Consider the following 17278-nt stretch of genomic DNA (forward strand, 5'->3'; position numbering starts at 1 on the left):
AACAGCCGGTTCTTTTTTTATTATTATATTTGGAAATTCAGAAATTTTCTAGATTTTTTATGGAAACCCAAAAATATACTCCAACCAACAAAGTGAGAATCGTAACAGCGGCGTCATTATTTGACGGCCACGATGCTGCGATCAATATCATGCGCCGCGTGATCCAGGGAACAGGATGTGAAGTGATCCACCTTGGCCACGACAAATCAGCTGAGGAAGTTGTTAACACAGCTATCCAGGAAGATGCCAATGCCATTGCACTAACCTCATATCAAGGCGGCCACAATGAATATTTTAAATATATCTACGACCTTTTAAGAGAAAAAAACTCCCCGCAGATCAAGATTTTCGGAGGCGGAGGCGGGGTAATCCTGCCGGAAGAAATTGAGGATATCATGTCTTACGGAATCGATAGAATTTATTCTCCTGATGACGGCCGCGAACTGGGTTTACAGGGAATGATAGATGATTTGGTTAAAAGATCAGATTTCGCAACAGGCAAAGATATAACTGCTGCTGATCTGGATTCAATTAGTTTTGAAAATTCCACGAGCATTGCTAAAGTTATTTCTGCTGTTGAAAACTTCTCAGAAGAAAAACCGGACCTGGTACAAGCTATTGACGAAAAATCAAAAGACTTAAATATTCCGATCATCGGTATCACAGGAACCGGTGGAGCAGGAAAATCTTCTTTAACGGATGAACTGGTAAGACGTTTTATCCGTGCAAATCCTGATAAAAAAATTGCTATTATTTCCATAGACCCTTCTAAAAAGAAAACAGGAGGCGCATTGTTGGGAGACAGAATCCGTATGAACGCTATCAATGATCCGAGAGTTTATATGCGTTCAATGGCGACAAGAGAAAACAATGTTTCCGTTTCCCCATTCATTCATTCAGCCTTGAATGTTCTGAAACTGGCTCATCCTGACGTTATCATTCTGGAAACCTCGGGTATCGGGCAGTCCGGCTCGGAAGTATCTGATTTTGCAGATGTTTCCATGTATGTGATGACTCCTGAATATGGAGCTTCCACTCAGCTGGAGAAGATTGACATGTTAGATTATGCAGATTTAGTGGCTTTAAATAAATCTGACAAACGTGGCGCTCTTGATGCACTTCAGGCCGTCAGAAAGCAGTTTCAGAGAAACCATCTGTTATGGGAACAGCAGCTGGATGAAATGCCGGTATATGCAACAAAAGCATCTCAGTTCAACGACCACGGAACTACAGAACTATACAACAGATTAATTTCAAAAGTAAACGATAAGTTTTCAGGTTTAGATTTAAAAACTTTTGCTGAACAGGAAATTACAGACGAAGTAACCATTATTCCTCCAAAAAGAGTCCGTTACCTTTCTGAAATCGTTGAAAACAACAGACAATATGATGCCAACGTTGAAAAACAGGCTGAGCTTGCCAGAAAAATGTATCATATTGAAGGGGTAAAAAATTTCCTTTCTAATGAAACTTTAGACACTGAATATCAAAAAGCGGAAAAAGATCTTCAACAGGAAAATATCGACTTCTTAAGAACCTGGGATGATACAAAAAAGGCATTCCACGAAGAGTTTTATTCTTATTTCGTAAGAGGAAAGGAAATTAAAGTGGAAACCTCAACGGAATCTTTATCCCACTTAAGAATTCCAAAAATTGCTTTACCAAAATATACGGACTGGGGTGACCTGATCAAGTGGAAAGGACAGGAAAATCTTCCAGGAGGATTCCCTTACACCGCAGGAATCTATCCTTTTAAAAGAACAGGAGAAGACCCTACAAGGATGTTTGCAGGAGAAGGAGGTCCCGAAAGGACGAACAGAAGGTTCCATTATGTTTCTGCAGAAATGGATGCAAAACGCCTTTCAACAGCGTTTGACTCTGTGACTTTATATGGACAAGACCCAGCTTTACCACCAGATATTTACGGTAAAATTGGAAATGCCGGAGTTTCTATCGCAACATTGGATGATGCAAAAAAATTGTATTCCGGATTTGATCTGGTGAATGCAATGACCTCCGTTTCAATGACAATTAACGGTCCTGCCCCAATGCTGCTGGCTTTCTTTATGAATGCAGCCATTGATCAGAATGTTGAAAAATATATCGCAGAGCATAATCTGCAAGCAAATGTTGAAAAGGCTTTAAAAGCAAAGTTTGATGACAGAGGTTTAGAAAGACCAAAATATAACGGAGAACTTCCTCCTTCCAACAATGGTTTAGGTTTAAAATTATTGGGAATTACAGGAGATGAAGTGATTCCGGCAGATGCCTATGCTGAAATTAAGGCTAAAACGATCGCGACAGTTCGCGGAACGGTTCAGGCAGATATTTTAAAAGAAGACCAAGCTCAGAACACCTGTATTTTCTCCACTGAATTCGCCCTCCGTTTGATGGGTGACGTGCAGGAATATTTTATCACAGAAAAAGTAAGGAACTTCTACTCCGTTTCTATTTCAGGATATCACATTGCAGAAGCGGGTGCGAATCCTGTTTCTCAGCTGGCATTTACACTGGCAAACGGTTTCACGTATGTGGAATATTATTTGTCAAGAGGAATGGATATCAATGATTTTGCACCGAATTTATCATTCTTCTTCTCTAACGGTATTGATCCTGAATATTCAGTGATCGGCCGTGTAGCAAGAAGAATCTGGGCAAAAGCAATGAAGCTGAAGTACGGGGCAGACGAAAGAAGCCAGATGCTGAAATACCACATCCAGACTTCAGGCCGTTCGCTTCACGCTCAGGAAATTGATTTCAATGATATCAGAACAACCCTTCAGGCTCTTTATGCGATCTATGATAACTGTAATTCTCTTCACACCAATGCTTACGACGAGGCCATTACAACACCGACTGAGCAGTCTGTAAGAAGAGCAATGGCGATTCAGCTGATCATTAATAAAGAATTAGGATTAGCTAAAAATGAAAATCCGCTTCAAGGCTCATTTATAATTGAAGAACTGACGGATCTTGTGGAAGAAGCAGTTTATGCGGAATTCGACAGAATTACGGAAAGAGGCGGTGTTCTTGGTGCTATGGAAACCATGTATCAGCGTTCTAAGATCCAGGAAGAATCTATGCATTACGAGTGGTTGAAGCATACCGGGGAATACCCAATTATCGGGGTCAATACATTCCTTGGAAAAGACGGTTCTCCAACGGTTCGTCCGGGAGAGGTTATCCGTTCCACTGAGGAGGAAAAGCAGGTTCAGATTGAAACTTTACATAATTTCCAGAAATCTAATGAAGACAGGTCTGCAGAAGCTTTAAAGCAGTTGCAGTATGCAGCCATCAACCAGCAGAATTTATTTGCAGTGATGATGGATGCTGTAAAATACTGTTCTCTTGGGCAGATTACCAATGCTTTATTTGAAGTGGGCGGTAAGTACAGAAGAAATATGTAGTCCGTGTCGGACAGACAATTATTAAATAGTAATTGTAAAACTTTTACAGATACAAACCTCAAGGAAATTTCTTTGAGGTTTTTTGTACTTTTACCCTACATAAAATATTTAATTAATGAAATATATTTTATTCCTGACAGGAATTATTTTCAGTGGCTACTTCAACGCTCAGGAAGCCGACAACAATCTCCAGGGTTATTTTATGACCAGTTCTAAAGAAACGCTATACCCCTATTTTGCCTTTGACGGCAATGGAAAGGTTGATATTGCAGGATATGGAAAAGGGGATTATTTTGTAAAAAATGATTCTGTGGTAGTTTTTCCGGATAAGGATATTTTTATTTTTAAAATGTCTAAAAACCGTTTGGCCGGTAATTCAACGTGGGTTAAGAACACCAAGTGGGACCTAAACAAAGACAGCATTGCCACAAACAACAGAAAAGATGATGCGCTGGCTAAGAAAAACGCACAGCTTCTTTATGAATATTACCGTAAAACAAGAGCTAAATCCAATGATCTCAACAAATTATTTGATAAAAATGCAATGGCAAATTACACAAAAAACATTGATGATTTGTGTACCAGAGGTCTTGCAAAGGCATGCATGGAGAAATTTGGCTTAATGGTCATGAACGATGTGGGCGGAATGGAAGCTGTCTTAAAAAATAAACTGAAAAAGCCTAAACAGAACCCTGAAATCATCAGGTTAGGGCAAAAAATCATCAGCATGGGCGAGGTCGAAGGCCATACCGTTTTGGGAAGCTATTATTATAGCCTGGGTGATAAAACCAAAGCTACAAAAGAATGGCAAACAGCAACTGATAGAGGAAGCACCAAAGCCGGATTAGCACAATTTGAAGCAGAAATGAATGATGCAGCAAAATAAAATGCAGAATGAATTAATGAAACCTAAAGCCGTATTCAACTGGAGCAGCGGAAAAGATTCCGCACTTGCCTTTTATAAAATCCAGCAGAAAAATCAGACGGAAGTTACAGCTTTACTGACCAGCATCAATAAAGAGTTTCAGAGGATCTCGATGCATGGTGTTCATGTCTCGCTTTTGGAAAAACAAGCCGAAAGCATAGGATTACCTTTGATTAAAATGGAGCTTCCCAAAGAGCCGTCTATGGAAGAATACCATGATATTATGGGTAAAACGATGTCGGATATTCAGGCTATGGGCATTACGCAATCCGTTTTTGGAGATATTTTTCTTGAAGACCTCCGGAAATACCGTGAGGACCAGCTGAATTCAATAGGAATGGAAGCCGTATTTCCACTTTGGAAGCAAAACACAACCGACCTCATCCACGAATTTCTGGATCTTGGCTTCAAAACTATTGTGACGTGTGTGAATGAAACTTATCTGGACAAAAGTTTTGCAGGAAGAATTATTGACCCGGATTTTATCAAGGATCTTCCTGACAATGTTGATCCATGTGGAGAAAACGGGGAATTCCACACATTTACTTTTGATGGGCCTATCTTTAGAAATCCTGTTCATTTTGGAATAGGAGAAACGGTAAAAAAGACCTATCCAAAACCGAAAGTAAATTCTGAAGATGAAGACGGTGAGTATGTTTTCTGGTTTTGCGACCTTATTTTGAAATAAGATTCTATTAGTTATTAGTACTTTTAATTTAATCTGAATTCGGGATTAAAATTAAACACAATGATAAACAAGGCTTTACAAAAGCATTTAATTGATTTTAAGATAAACAAAGCCGCTTCACTTATTGGTAAGCAATACGCAGGGAAGTATATTATTGAATTACTTTACTGAATAAATGTCCATGTTTTCCTTATTAACCTATCAGAGAATCAGCTTTGTTTGTCTTTGTGATAAGAATACAATTATTTTCAAATATTTCTTTATCCCGTAATTTGAATTCGAGATTAAAATTAATGTAATGATAAACAAGAATTTACAAAAGTATTTAATTGATTTTTAAGATAAACAAAGCCGTTTCACTTATTGTAAGCAATACACAGGAAAGAATATTACATTACTGAATGAATAGATTAGTCCAGCGTTGTTATTATTTTTTTCATCACATTAAATATCAGCTCGACATCCTTTTCGGTGGTTTGCCAGTTAACAAAAGCAGCTCTGATTCCTTTATGCCTATTATAAAAAGTTGGAGTCATGAAGACTTTTCCTGTGTCATTCAGTGCTTCCAGAAATCTGTTCACCTGATCCTGTTTTGCTTCCTCTTTTAAAGTAAAACATACTGTATTTAACCTTACGGGAGCCAGTAATTTGAAATCCTTACTGTCTTCAATCAGCTGTGCAAGCTGTTTAGATAGTTTTATATTGCTTTCTATAATATCCTGATATCCTTCTCTGCCATATGCCATGACAGAAAACCATGCAGGAAGTGCCTTTAATCTTCTTGAATTCTCAGGAAGAAAATTTAAATAGTTAAAATTCTCCAGCGGATCTCCCAGATAAGGAGCATTGGAATTCTGAAAGGTTTCCATCTGTAAAATTTTGTATTGTTCCTTCACAAAAAATACCGCACTTTCATAGGGAACATTTAACCATTTATGACAGTCTACTGTAATGCTGTCTGCGTGTTCCCAGCCGTTCACAAGATGCTTATCAGTATCTGAACAGGCTGCAAAACCTCCGAATGCCGCATCTATATGCCACCAGAATTTATACTTTTCTTTCAGCTTTCTGATCTCTGTAAAATCATCAAAATCAACCGTATTGACAGTTCCTCCGCTGGAAATTAAGATGAACGGCTCTCCATTAAGCTGTATGATATGATCTTCAAGATCCTGTATATTCATCGCTTCACGATCTTCTGCAACAGTTTTTATCTTTATCATATTATTGCTTCCTATCCCTAAAAGTGACAGTGATTTTATGGATGATGAATGGGGCATAGCCGTCAGTATTTTAACAGTTCCTGAAATTCCTTCTTTAGCAATATCTCTTCCCTGCTCTTTTCCCAGCCATTGCCTTGCAACCGCCAGACATGTGAAATTAGACATCGTGGCTCCGGTGACAAAACCTCCCAGAAAATTTTTCGGCAGGCTAAGTAGATCCAGCAGCATCTTTATGGTTTCCATCTCTACATTGCCCGAGATGTCTCCCTGACCTGTTGTAGATTGCGTATTCTGATCGTAGACTGTTGCCAGCCAGTCTCCCGCAATGGAAGCCGGCGTAGTGCCTCCGGTTACAAATCCAAGGTATCGCGGCCCTGATGCTCCTACTATGATAGGTTCAAATCTTTCATTGAATATTTTTAAAGTCTCTTCGGTTCCAAAACCGGACTCCGGCAAGCTTAGGTTTTCGGGTACCCGATTATTATTTATTGAAGTAGGCCTTTCTGCCAGGGTATTCAGGTATTCAGTTCCTTGCTGCTTTATGATTTCAAGTATATGATCTATTTGCTCTGAATCCTTTTTCAAATATTCTTTCATTATGGTAGATGGTATTGTAAAATAATTTATTCAAAAATATTAAATACTTGTAAGATTCTACCTTGACTTAGCACAAATTTTGCTTCTCTTTGAGACTTCAAAGGATTTCCTTATATTTAATAGGTATTATCCCACATCAGTAACTTCTAAATTAAAAACACCTGTGATAAAAAATTTCATTCTCCTTTTACTTTTCTGCTTCTTGTTTTCTTGCAAAACAGAAACTCCCCAAAAACCGGTTGACAAAAATGTAATTATTGATTCCACCATCACTGCCTTTCAAAAAACTCTTTTGGAGCAGCAGATTGATTCTGTATTTAAAAAATATAAATTAAACGGAAGTATTGCCGTCTTTAAAGATTCACTGCAACTGTACAGGAAAGAAAACGGCTATTCCGATTTCAAGAATAAAGTAAAAATCGACAGCAATACGGTTTTTGCCATTGGATCTGTAAGCAAACAGTTTACTGCGGCTCTTATCCTTCTTCAGATGGAACAGGGAAAGCTGAATGTTAGTGACAAAGCATCCAGATACCTGAAAACATTTCAGACCAAAGACTATGAAAACATCACTATTCATCAGCTTTTAAATCATACTTCAGGATTAAATACTTTTGGGGGAAAGCTGATGTTCAAAAGCGGTTCGGACTTTTTCTATTCCAATGACGGTTTTAATGCTCTGGGCCAAATTATAGAAGCTGTTTCAGCAAAATCCTACGATGAAAATGTCATGGAGCTGTTCAAAAAAGCGGGAATGAAAAATTCTTCCACAGGAAATATCTTTGAAGATAAGGATTTTGCAAGTGCCTATTTGGGAAATGCTGCCAAGTTTACAGCCGTCCCGAATATGCCTAAAAGACTGGGAGGAAAAGATATAGGAACTCCGGCAGGCGGCATTCTTTCAACTGTAGAGGATCTCCACATCTGGAATAATGTTATGTATAGCGGAAAAATCCTCAAAGCTGAAACTTTAAAGCAGTTGGTTTCTAAAAGCTCGGAAAGGCATCATGCCATTTTAGGGAAAATGGGCTATGGCTATGGTATTATGGTCAATATCGGAAGCCCTGAAAGTTATTTTCACAGCGGTTACGTAAAGGGCTCCCCTTCTCTGAATATCTATTATCCACAAACCAAAACATCTGTTATTATTTTATCCAATATTGCGGATGAAGAAAAAGGAAAAAGTTCAACATTCAGGCCTCATGTGGAGGTTAAAAAGATTACAGATAATCTTGAGAGTACTTTGTTGCAGCTTAAAGTAAAACACTAATTTTTACAGTATGAAAAAAATGTATTTCATCGCCATTTACCCTCCACAGGACATCATTGATGAAGTAAAGGTGTTTAAACAGGATCTTGCTGTGAATTATGATAATTCAAAAGCATTAACAAATGATGCCCACATTACTTTATTATCACCTTTTGAAAGAGAACTGGAGCTGGAAAGCGATATTCACACTGCTTTCCAGAAAATAGATACGGATATTCCCCCTTTTGAAATACTACTGAATGGCTTCGGAAGCTTTCCCAATCCAAAAAATCCGGTCATTTTTGTCCATCCTGAAGCCAATGAAAATTTAAATTTACTTCATCAAAGGGTAATACAGCAGTTTAGTTTCGGTAAGAAATATTTCACGCCTCACATGACCGTTGGCTACAGAAACCTTAGTTTTGATAACTATCTGAAAGCTTGGAAGATTTACAAGGACAAAGAATACAAAACTAAATTTTTAGTCGATAAAATTCTCCTCCTCCGCCATGACGGAAGATGGATTCCTATTGCTGAAAAACAATTAAAATAAGGCTCAATCAAACTTTATTACAATTCGACAAAAAAGATTTATAAACGCTATCTTTGAGCCATGATTTCAGAGAAGATAATTTTAGGGATTGACCCCGGAACAGCGATTATGGGTTTCGGCATTATTTCCGTGACGAAAAGTAAAATGGAAATGATCTCCATCCACGAACTAATCCTGAAAAAATATCCGAACCACGAAACCAAACTGAAATACATCTTTGATAAAACATTAGCTCTGATCGACGAATATCACCCTGATGAAGTAGCCCTGGAAGCTCCGTTTTACGGAAAAAACGTGCAGAGTATGCTTAAACTGGGCCGTGCACAAGGCGTTGCCATGGCCGCAAGCCTGTACCGAAATATTCCCATCACGGAATATTCCCCTAAAAAGATCAAAATGGCCATCACCGGAAACGGAAATGCCAGCAAGGAGCAGGTAGCCGGAATGCTTCAGAACCTTTTAAAATTGAAAGAATTTCCCACCAAATATTTGGATGCCTCAGATGGCTTGGCCGTTGCAGTATGCCATCATTTCAATTCCGGGACTATTGCAGATACAAAATCTTACAGCGGATGGGATAGCTTTTTGAAGCAGAATCCGGGGAGGGTGAAGTAAAATATGAGTTACTTATAAATATGAGCTTTTACAAGTATAAGATTATGATCTATATCTATGATTAATAATACTATCTTTTTTGTGGATACTGAATATTAGTTCACCTTTCTTCTTCATAATAGTATCACCAGCTTCTATTTCATCTTTATATGAACTCCACCACCTATTATAGTGATTACACTCACAAGACTTCTTAGTTAGAGGGTCAAAACCTTTCGTTTTAAATGTATTAGAAGTATATGACGAAGGAGGAATTTCTACAACTAAAATACATTCTTCCTCTGCAAGTCTCTTTGCATTACTTTGATGGTCTATGCGGTTTGTGAAAAGAAAAAAAAATCAGCACAATTACTAAACATATAATTAAACTTATTTTCGGTTTTATATTTTTTTTAATTGAATTGAAGGGAATATTTAACATTTTTACGAAGCCAACTGCCCATCACTGATACAGTAAATATCTGCAGTTAAACCATTATGACTTAAAACATTTGCGGCATCTTTTAGCAGAGTTTTTACTGTAATCAGATACTACTGATCTATTGTTGTGGTCACTTGGCTTAAGAAATCCTGTGTAGAGGATTTGATATCTTTCTGCCATAATACTTCCTGGGCAGAAAGCCCTAGAACCGTGCATAGAATACATGCACCAGAGTAGAATTTCTTCATCTGCTTGTGTATTTAGTTTTTATAATTCAAAATGTAAAATTAACTTTTTTTTAACACACTCAAGTCATGTTAATGTGATTTAATAAGAGTTTTTTTTTACTGGAAACTGTTTTATTATCTATTTTACTTTGATTAATACAAATTTACTCCTGTAAAGCGACAGAACATGTCGTGTTTTTATTTATCAAAAAACAATTATCTTATGCGAACAATAACTTAAAGTAAATCAATCAATTAAATCAAAACATTCAATTACTTGGCAAAACATAATACTATCTTTTACATTGGTATGATTTTTAGTGCTACATTTGTATAAATTTTCACTAATGAAAACAAACCAACAAACTATAAATCAAGCGAATCATAAAATAAACTGGTTCCAGAAGTTTCTGATGGTGTGCTCCGGAGGAAATATTCATATTTTAAGAAAGACTCCGAGTGAATGGAATAAGTTTTCGGGAATTGGAGGAATTGTATTATTCACCGCAGTGTTTGCCACTCTATCGGCAGGCTATGCCATGTATACTGTATTTGATAATGTATGGACTTCAGTAGGTTTCGGAATTCTGTGGGGGCTCATGATCTTTAATCTGGACCGTTATATTGTTTCATCAATCAAAAAAACAGGAACATGGGGTAATCAGATTTTAATGGCTATTCCGCGTCTGGTTTTAGCAACCTTTTTAGGGATTATCATTTCCAAACCTCTGGAGCTTAAAATTTTTGAAAAAGAAGTCAACAAGCAACTCAACACTATTATTCAGCGAAATAAAAAACAGCTTGAGGGCGAAATGAGCGGCAGAATCCTGAAGCAGAGCGGGCCTTTTGAAACTGAAAAAAAACAGATCGCTGAGAAAACTATCCAGTATCAGAAAGCTTACGATTCAGCAGCTGTAGAGCTTGAAAAGGAAATTCTTGGAAAACAGTCCGGACTTACAAGTGGAAAAGAAGGCTATGGCCCCAACGCAAAACGTAAGCAGGAACTGAAAGAACAGCGTCGCCTGGATCTTGAAAATTTCCAGAAGCAAAACGCACCCAGAGTTGAATATTTAGATAAAGAAATCTCCAAAGTTTATACAAACCTGGAAACAGAAAGAAAATCCTCGGAAACCTTTGAGGATAAGTTTAATGGTTTTGCCGCAAGACTGCAGGCTTTGGATGAATTAGGCAAAAACTCGGCAATTATTGGACTGGCAGCAGCTTTTATCATGGGGCTTTTTATCTGCCTTGAGATTTCTCCGGTCCTTGTAAAATTGATTTCCCATGTCGGCCCCTATGATTATCTGTTAGAAAAGACAGAGAATGATTTCAGGCTTTATTCTAAGGAAAAAATTGAGAAAGGAAATGCTCTGACTGATTACAGAATTGATGATTTTAAGGATAATTTAAAAAAATAGCGTATTTTTCACGCATGATTATTGATAAAGAAGAGATCCAGAAGAAAAAGAAAAAGCTGGACAACTGTAAAGCATTCTTGAAAAAAGAATTCATCGGAATTGATAAGATTATTGATGATTTAATGGAATACATCCAGATTTGGTATCTGATGCCTGAAATCTTAACCCGTCCCGTAGTGATTAATCTCTGGGGAATGACCGGTGTAGGAAAGACGGATCTTGTACGAAAAACAGTCCGGTTCCTGGAGTTTCAAAACCGTTTCGTAGAGATAGAACTCAGCAACAGCGATGAAACTTCATGGAGCAAAAGTGTATCGGATATTTTCCAGAGTAACCGCCTCAGTGATGAAAAGCCGAGCATCGTTCTTTTTGATGAGATCCAGCGCTTTAACACAATCGATCCCGACGGCACACCGGTACCACAGACAAAATTCACCGATTTTTGGGAGCTTTTAAGTGACGGAAGGCTAAGCAAAAGAGAACGGGACGATCTTGAACATTATCTGTTTTCCTACCTTTTACGTAAAAAAGAAAATGACCGGCGAAAGATGAACGGTGAAACGGAAATGGATGAAAATCCTTATCTGAATCTTTGGGACGCCAAGGAACTGAAAAAGTACCTCAGCATGGAAGATGATGTGATGAGCATCATCGATATGAAAGAAGAAGATATGATCAAGCTGATTCTGAAGAAGCAGAAAGAGAAAAAGATCTATGAGCCGGTAGATTACAGCAAAATGCTGATCATCATCAGCGGAAATCTGGATGAAGCTTTTCAGATGTCCCGTGAAACCAGCGAAGCAGATATAGATGCGAATATATACCATGCATTCACAAAGAAAATAACCGTTGTTGATATCAAAAATGCCCTGTCAAGGAAATTCCGTCCGGAGCAGGTAGCCAGATTTGGAAATATCCACTTGATTTATTTTTCATTAAAGACAGAAGATTTTCAACAACTTATTCAAAGGGAAATAAATAATCTTAAAACCAAAACGAAATCAAAATTTGGCATCAGCTTAAAAATCAGCAAAAGCATCAATGAGCTGATTTATAGAAACGGGGTCTTCCCGGTACAGGGCGTTCGTCCGGTCTTCAGCAGTGTAGTTGATATCCTGGATACCAACCTCAGCAAATTTCTATTTGAAGCCATCACCAAAGATGACAAAACCATTGAAATTGATTATCTGGTAAAGCAAAAAACAATCACCGGGAAAGTAGGAAAACGTATTGTTGAAATTCCTTACACCGGAAGAATCGACAGTATACGGCAATCCAACCAACAGGATGCAGTTGCCAACATCAGTGTTCATGAATGTGGCCACGCCGTTTCCTATATGCTTTATACAGGTTTTGCCCCGTTGCAGCTGAAAAGTAAAGTAGCCAGCAGCTATGCTGCAGGATTTACCTTTCCGCACCAGATCCACGATACTAAGGAAAGTCTTCTTGGCAGAATTAAAATCTACCTGGCTGGCGGTATTGCCGAAGAAATTATATTTGGAGAACATAATGCAAGCATAGGAAGAAGCCATGACAGAGAGCAGGCAACCATGCTTGCTACCGATTACATCAGAAAATACGGTTTTGATGAAGAATATCAGGCAGCATATAACCTCGAGGAGTATCCGCACCGTATGCAGCATGATATTACGGATAAAAAGATTGAAAAACTAATGCAGGATCTCGCCGCAAAGACCAGGGAAGATCTGCTCTTTCATTTAGGCCTTCTGAAAGATATGAGCATTGAACTCAGCAAAAAAGGAAGTATGCTGCCTAAAGAAATCTATCTGACAGCAAAAAAACACCAACTTGAGGTCAGCATCAAAGAAGAAGGGCATCTTCATATTGCAGGGTATCATAAAATGCTTGGCCAGTAGAGAAAAAATCCATTATAATAGAAATTAAAATTAATAAAACCTTACCTTTCAGTCAGTTCTGAGAGGTTTTTTCTATATATGATTATTCTATCCGAATATTTTATAATTTTACTCTACTAAACTAATCCATCATGAAAAACTCAATTTTAGCATTCACGCTTTTCATAAGCAGTGCATTCATCTCTACTTTAAAAGCGCAGTATGAACCACTCCTTGGACAGATCGCTTTCGTACCCTACAACAGAACACCAAACGGATGGGCAGACTGTAACGGACAGTTATTGCCAATAGCACAAAACCAGGCTCTTTTCTCATTAATAGGAACTATTTACGGAGGAAACGGAACAACGAATTTCGCACTCCCCGACATGAGGGGGAGAGTTCTTATTTCTCAAGGGCAGGGACCTTACAGTTCTCATAATTATATGGTAGGTGAAACAGGAGGCAGTGAAACCGTTACGCTGACACAGCAACAGATGCCCGTTCATAGCCACACCGTGAATGCCGTAACAGCTGAAGGAAACCAAAACACTCCTGCAGGAAATCTTCCTGCAGATACTAAACTTTTAGACAAAGAATATTCTGATGTCAATGCAAATACAACAATGAAAGCTACGATGGTAAATCCAGCCGGAGGATCTCAGCCTCATGAAAACAGGCCGCCCTTTGTTACGATGAGATGTATCATAGCTTTACAGGGAATTTATCCAACTTTTAATTAATAAGTTATGAAAATTTTATACTTATTAGCTATAGCTCTTGGAAGTATAATGGCCGCACAGACCATTACTTTCAATGGATGTCATAACCTGTTTGACAACCAGAATTTTATATTTACGAAAACCGGAGTTGATGCATTCAATAAAAACATTTATATTACAACACCGGTTGACGGTCAGCCTTGTGGCGGGCTGGGAACGTGCGAATTTAAAATTCAATGGAATAATACCCTTACCAGATGGGAATTTCTCGCTGATGAAGGAAACGGAACCTTTACTGCTCCTTCACTTATTTATTACAATTCAACAGGTAATAATGCCAGTATGAAACCACCAAGCAATACGTTTGGAACATGGGTGGAAAATCAAACGGCAACAGCTGGACAGTGCGGAGGAAACCTTACCGGCACCAATTCCACCATGACAGGGGATGTACACAGCTCTTCACTGGGAACATCGGAAGTCACAAAATCTAAAATTCAGATTTTCCCGAACCCAGTTTCAGATGTTATTCGTATTTCGGGAATTGATACCGGGCAGACCACACAAATCTATAACCTAGATGGACAGCTGTTAAGATCTGAGCCATTTGACCGGAAAATAGAGGTCTCTCATCTTTCCGCAGGAGTATATATTTTAAAAATTACGACCAAAAATTTTGAATCTCATGAATTTAAATTCGTGAAAAAATAGAAAGTATAATGTCTTATAGCATTACTTGATTATTGATATAGCCTTCGGAATTTCTGAGGGCTATTTTGGGAATATTTTTTGCAGGGTATTTTCCATGCCTTCAAGTGTTGTCAACAGTTATATTTATTTTCCTGAGACTGAGATATTAAGAATTGTGTATCAGTCCGGGGCTGTTTATGATTATCTTAAGGTTCCGATCTCCATATCTGAAAAATTCAGGGAAGCCAAATCAAAAGGCAGATTTCTGAACAGTGTTATCAAGCCCAGGTTTAAATATGTCAAGATCAACTGAACGAATCATAATAAAAAATGCCTCCATTGCTGGAGACATTTATATTTGTATAATCAAAATTTATTTAATGATCAGTTTAGAGGTCTTAGTATCTTTTCCGTTGGAAATCTGAACCATATAAACTCCTTTTTCGAGCTGTTGGTTAATCGCAGACTTTAAATAAAATTGGCCGTACAAGCTATGTACAGCCAATTGTATAATATATTTTTAGATATTCTAAAAAGAATAGTTTGGAGCTTCCTGAGTGATAATCACATCATGCGGATGAGATTCTTTCAAACCGCTTCCGGTGATCATAACCATTTTCGTGTCTTTCTGCAAAGCTTCAATATCTTTAGCCCCACAGTATCCCATACCTGCTCTTAAACCTCCGGTCAGCTGGAAAATCACATCTTCTAACTTTCCTTTGTGTGGCACTCTTCCTTCAATTCCTTCCGGAACGAATTTTTTAGCTTCACTCTGGAAATATCTTTCTTTTCCTCCTCTCTTCATGGCGGAAAGACTTCCCATTCCCTGGTAAGACTTGAATTTTCTTCCCTGGAAAATAATTTCCTCTCCCGGAGCTTCATCAGTTCCTGCTAAAAGGGAACCCAACATGACGGCTCCTGCTCCACTTGCAATTGCTTTTACAATATCCCCGGAAAGCTTGATCCCTCCATCGGCGATTACCGCTACGTTTTTAGAAGCTGCATATTCGTAAACATTATAAATCGCAGATAATTGAGGAACCCCAACACCTGCAACCACTCTCGTTGTACAGATAGAACCAGGGCCTACTCCTACTTTAAGAACGTTAGCTCCCGCTTCAATAAGGTCTTTTGCAGCTTCAGCAGTTACAATGTTTCCTCCTACGATATCTAAATCCGGATATGTTTTTCTGATTTCTGAAATTTTATCCAGAACTCCTTTTGAATGTCCGTGAGCAGAATCAATAGCTACGATATCAACACCAGCGCTTACCAGTGCTGCAATTCTGTCCATCGTATCTTCTCCAACACCAACACCCGCTCCTACGATAAGACGTCCTTTGTGATCTTTATTGGAATTCGGATATTCCAGCTGGTTGTCAATATCTTTAATCGTAATTAATCCTACCAGCTTGTTATCTTTATCTACGATCGGAAGCTTTTCTACCCTGCTTTTAAGAAGAATTTCTTTAGCTTTCTCAAGGTTGGTATTTTTATCAGAAGTGATCAGATTTTCTTTGGTCATGATCTCTTCAACCTTCATGTCAAGGTTTTCCTGATATTTTACGTCTCTGTTGGTAATGATCCCAATCAGTACATTATCTGCATCTACTACAGGAAGGCCGGAAATTTTATATTTGGCCATAGTTTCCTTAGCTTCAGCCAATGTATGATCTTTTGAAAGGGTAACAGGATCAGAGATCATTCCGTTTTCTGAACGTTTTACACGGTTTACCTGTGCAGCCTGCTCAGCGATCGTCATGTTTTTGTGGATAAAACCCAAACCTCCGACTCTTGCCAAAGCAATAGCCAGATCTCCTTCAGTAACGGTGTCCATCGCAGCAGAAACTATCGGAACATTCAGCGTTATTTTGTCGGTAAGTCTTGATTTTAATGATACCTGATTAGGTAAAACTTCTGAATAAGAAGGGACTAGAAGAACGTCATCGAAAGTGATGGCTGTCTCTACAATTTTGTTATGAATAGACATCTTTACTTTCTTTGCAAAATTAGGCTATTTTAACGAGATATGAAAATCCTTTTCAATAGTTTAAATAAAATTTAATAATCAATAACTTAAATGAAAAAACCGCTCTTATTAAGAACGGTCTTTCTGTACAAAATAATTGATATAGTATGAAACTAACTTGTTTTTCCTTTATGAATGCGTAAAATAAATAAGTTTACTTATCTGTGGCGGCATTAATCACTTTTGAAATATCATCTGCCGTAAAGTTTCCCTTTACATCCACAAAGACCAGTTCTTTATCTGAGTTGACAGTGATCATCATATTTTTAATGGTTTCTCCATTCTGCTTTACCCTTACGTTGACATTTTCACCGTTATGTTTTATGGTGGCCCATTCTTCAAAGTTATTGTCATTTAAGTATCTGGAATACTCATTCAGCATATCTTTGCTCCCGTTATCCACGGTCATGACTTTTATTTTTGACACTTTTTTAACCAAAGCAATAACTTCCTCACTTTCGCCGTCTTCCCTTAAAGCTTTTTTAATAAATGGTTTTGCCATAAACACAGGGACATTGAAGCTTGCAAATGTTGCCCCCTTAAAATCATATCCGGACTCCTTAAAGAAAGCTATATTGGGGCTTCCCGAAACAATGCACGACTGGAGCATAAGCAATATAAAGGTTCCTAAAAAAATGTTTTTTAAAGTTTTCATGGT

Annotated in this window: 16 protein-coding genes; 11 read left to right on the forward strand and 5 right to left on the reverse strand. The window is 38.0% G+C overall.

Features of this window, described 5'->3' with window-relative positions:
- Window positions 1–59 precede the first annotated feature (59 nt).
- The 3 genes from J4Q03_RS02355 to J4Q03_RS02365 all read left to right on the forward strand — a co-directional run bounded on the left by J4Q03_RS02355 (window position 60) and on the right by J4Q03_RS02365 (window position 5020).
- Entirely contained in the window at window positions 60–3407 is a 3348-nt protein-coding gene (locus tag J4Q03_RS02355) for a methylmalonyl-CoA mutase family protein (protein WP_426046611.1), read from the forward strand.
- A 115-nt stretch (window positions 3408–3522) separates the two neighbouring features.
- Window positions 3523–4293, forward strand: a complete 771-nt coding sequence (locus tag J4Q03_RS02360; protein WP_426046612.1) for a hypothetical protein — start codon at window positions 3523–3525, stop codon at window positions 4291–4293.
- 16 nt (window positions 4294–4309) lie between these two features.
- Window positions 4310–5020 carry a diphthine--ammonia ligase gene (locus J4Q03_RS02365; protein ID WP_426046651.1) on the forward strand — a complete coding sequence of 237 codons (711 nt, stop codon included), beginning with the start codon at window positions 4310–4312 and terminating at the stop codon, window positions 5018–5020.
- A 410-nt stretch (window positions 5021–5430) separates the two neighbouring features.
- On the opposite strand, the gene J4Q03_RS02370 is transcribed toward J4Q03_RS02365, so the two are convergent.
- A complete protein-coding gene (locus J4Q03_RS02370) occupies window positions 5431–6840 on the reverse strand; it encodes a pyridoxal phosphate-dependent decarboxylase family protein (RefSeq protein ID WP_426046613.1) in 1410 nt (469 codons plus the stop codon).
- A gap of 292 nt (window positions 6841–7132) precedes the next feature.
- On the opposite strand from J4Q03_RS02370, the gene J4Q03_RS02375 reads away from it, so the two are divergent.
- The 3 genes from J4Q03_RS02375 to ruvC are packed head-to-tail and all read left to right on the forward strand — an operon-like array spanning window position 7133 to window position 9257.
- Entirely contained in the window at window positions 7133–8110 is a 978-nt protein-coding gene (locus J4Q03_RS02375; protein ID WP_426046614.1) for a serine hydrolase domain-containing protein, read from the forward strand.
- A gap of 10 nt (window positions 8111–8120) precedes the next feature.
- Complete coding sequence (locus J4Q03_RS02380) at window positions 8121–8642, forward strand: 2'-5' RNA ligase family protein (RefSeq protein WP_426046615.1); 522 nt, start codon at window positions 8121–8123, stop codon at window positions 8640–8642.
- A gap of 60 nt (window positions 8643–8702) precedes the next feature.
- On the forward strand, window positions 8703–9257 hold the full coding sequence (gene ruvC, locus J4Q03_RS02385) for a crossover junction endodeoxyribonuclease RuvC (RefSeq protein ID WP_040997663.1): 555 nt from the start codon (window positions 8703–8705) through the stop codon (window positions 9255–9257).
- A 531-nt stretch (window positions 9258–9788) separates the two neighbouring features.
- Here ruvC and J4Q03_RS02390 read toward each other — a convergent pair.
- Window positions 9789–9926: a hypothetical protein gene (locus J4Q03_RS02390; protein WP_426046616.1), complete on the reverse strand. Its 138-nt coding sequence runs from the start codon at window positions 9924–9926 to the stop codon at window positions 9789–9791.
- Window positions 9927–10252: 326 nt separating this feature from the next.
- Between J4Q03_RS02390 and J4Q03_RS02395 the strand changes: the two genes are divergently transcribed.
- From J4Q03_RS02395 to J4Q03_RS02415, 5 genes are all read left to right on the forward strand, one after another.
- Window positions 10253–11323: a DUF4407 domain-containing protein gene (locus J4Q03_RS02395; RefSeq protein ID WP_426046617.1), complete on the forward strand. Its 1071-nt coding sequence runs from the start codon at window positions 10253–10255 to the stop codon at window positions 11321–11323.
- A 14-nt stretch (window positions 11324–11337) separates the two neighbouring features.
- Complete coding sequence (locus J4Q03_RS02400) at window positions 11338–13200, forward strand: AAA family ATPase (RefSeq protein ID WP_426046618.1); 1863 nt, start codon at window positions 11338–11340, stop codon at window positions 13198–13200.
- 131 nt (window positions 13201–13331) lie between these two features.
- Entirely contained in the window at window positions 13332–13922 is a 591-nt protein-coding gene (locus J4Q03_RS02405) for a phage tail protein (protein WP_426046619.1), read from the forward strand.
- Window positions 13923–13928: 6 nt separating this feature from the next.
- On the forward strand, window positions 13929–14612 hold the full coding sequence (locus tag J4Q03_RS02410; RefSeq protein WP_426046620.1) for a T9SS type A sorting domain-containing protein: 684 nt from the start codon (window positions 13929–13931) through the stop codon (window positions 14610–14612).
- A 94-nt stretch (window positions 14613–14706) separates the two neighbouring features.
- On the forward strand, window positions 14707–14904 hold the full coding sequence (locus J4Q03_RS02415; RefSeq protein WP_426046652.1) for a KTSC domain-containing protein: 198 nt from the start codon (window positions 14707–14709) through the stop codon (window positions 14902–14904).
- A 60-nt stretch (window positions 14905–14964) separates the two neighbouring features.
- Here the strand turns inward: J4Q03_RS02415 and J4Q03_RS02420 are convergent, their stop codons facing one another.
- The 3 genes from J4Q03_RS02420 to J4Q03_RS02430 all read right to left on the reverse strand — a co-directional run bounded on the left by J4Q03_RS02420 (window position 14965) and on the right by J4Q03_RS02430 (window position 17275).
- The gene (locus tag J4Q03_RS02420; RefSeq protein ID WP_426046621.1) at window positions 14965–15096 is read right to left on the reverse strand and encodes a T9SS type A sorting domain-containing protein; all 132 of its coding nucleotides are present in this window, start codon (window positions 15094–15096) and stop codon (window positions 14965–14967) included.
- Window positions 15097–15120: 24 nt separating this feature from the next.
- The gene (gene guaB / locus J4Q03_RS02425) at window positions 15121–16581 is read right to left on the reverse strand and encodes an IMP dehydrogenase (protein WP_426046622.1); all 1461 of its coding nucleotides are present in this window, start codon (window positions 16579–16581) and stop codon (window positions 15121–15123) included.
- A 193-nt stretch (window positions 16582–16774) separates the two neighbouring features.
- The gene (locus J4Q03_RS02430) at window positions 16775–17275 is read right to left on the reverse strand and encodes a DUF4252 domain-containing protein (protein ID WP_426046623.1); all 501 of its coding nucleotides are present in this window, start codon (window positions 17273–17275) and stop codon (window positions 16775–16777) included.
- Window positions 17276–17278: the final 3 nt, after the last annotated feature.

It is taken from the genome of Chryseobacterium sp. NFX27 (genome assembly GCF_049887855.1).
Taxonomy (GTDB): Bacteria; Bacteroidota; Bacteroidia; order Flavobacteriales; family Weeksellaceae; genus Chryseobacterium.

Bases quoted from the DNA above. Each gene is read 5' to 3' on its own strand.
- guaB (WP_426046622.1), bottom strand. From the start codon at position 16,581: ATGTCTATTCATAACAAAATTGTAGAGACAGCCATCACTTTCGATGAC.
- J4Q03_RS02360 (WP_426046612.1), top strand. From the start codon at position 3,523: ATGAAATATATTTTATTCCTGACAGGAATTATTTTCAGTGGCTACTTC.
- J4Q03_RS02400 (WP_426046618.1), top strand. From the start codon at position 11,338: ATGATTATTGATAAAGAAGAGATCCAGAAGAAAAAGAAAAAGCTGGAC.
- J4Q03_RS02430 (WP_426046623.1), bottom strand. From the start codon at position 17,275: ATGAAAACTTTAAAAAACATTTTTTTAGGAACCTTTATATTGCTTATG.
- J4Q03_RS02395 (WP_426046617.1), top strand. From the start codon at position 10,253: ATGAAAACAAACCAACAAACTATAAATCAAGCGAATCATAAAATAAAC.
- J4Q03_RS02410 (WP_426046620.1), top strand. From the start codon at position 13,929: ATGAAAATTTTATACTTATTAGCTATAGCTCTTGGAAGTATAATGGCC.
- J4Q03_RS02415 (WP_426046652.1), top strand. From the start codon at position 14,707: ATGCCTTCAAGTGTTGTCAACAGTTATATTTATTTTCCTGAGACTGAG.
- J4Q03_RS02355 (WP_426046611.1), top strand. From the start codon at position 60: ATGGAAACCCAAAAATATACTCCAACCAACAAAGTGAGAATCGTAACA.
- J4Q03_RS02405 (WP_426046619.1), top strand. From the start codon at position 13,332: ATGAAAAACTCAATTTTAGCATTCACGCTTTTCATAAGCAGTGCATTC.
- J4Q03_RS02390 (WP_426046616.1), bottom strand. From the start codon at position 9,926: ATGAAGAAATTCTACTCTGGTGCATGTATTCTATGCACGGTTCTAGGG.
- J4Q03_RS02370 (WP_426046613.1), bottom strand. From the start codon at position 6,840: ATGAAAGAATATTTGAAAAAGGATTCAGAGCAAATAGATCATATACTT.
- J4Q03_RS02365 (WP_426046651.1), top strand. From the start codon at position 4,310: ATGAAACCTAAAGCCGTATTCAACTGGAGCAGCGGAAAAGATTCCGCA.
- J4Q03_RS02380 (WP_426046615.1), top strand. From the start codon at position 8,121: ATGAAAAAAATGTATTTCATCGCCATTTACCCTCCACAGGACATCATT.
- ruvC (WP_040997663.1), top strand. From the start codon at position 8,703: ATGATTTCAGAGAAGATAATTTTAGGGATTGACCCCGGAACAGCGATT.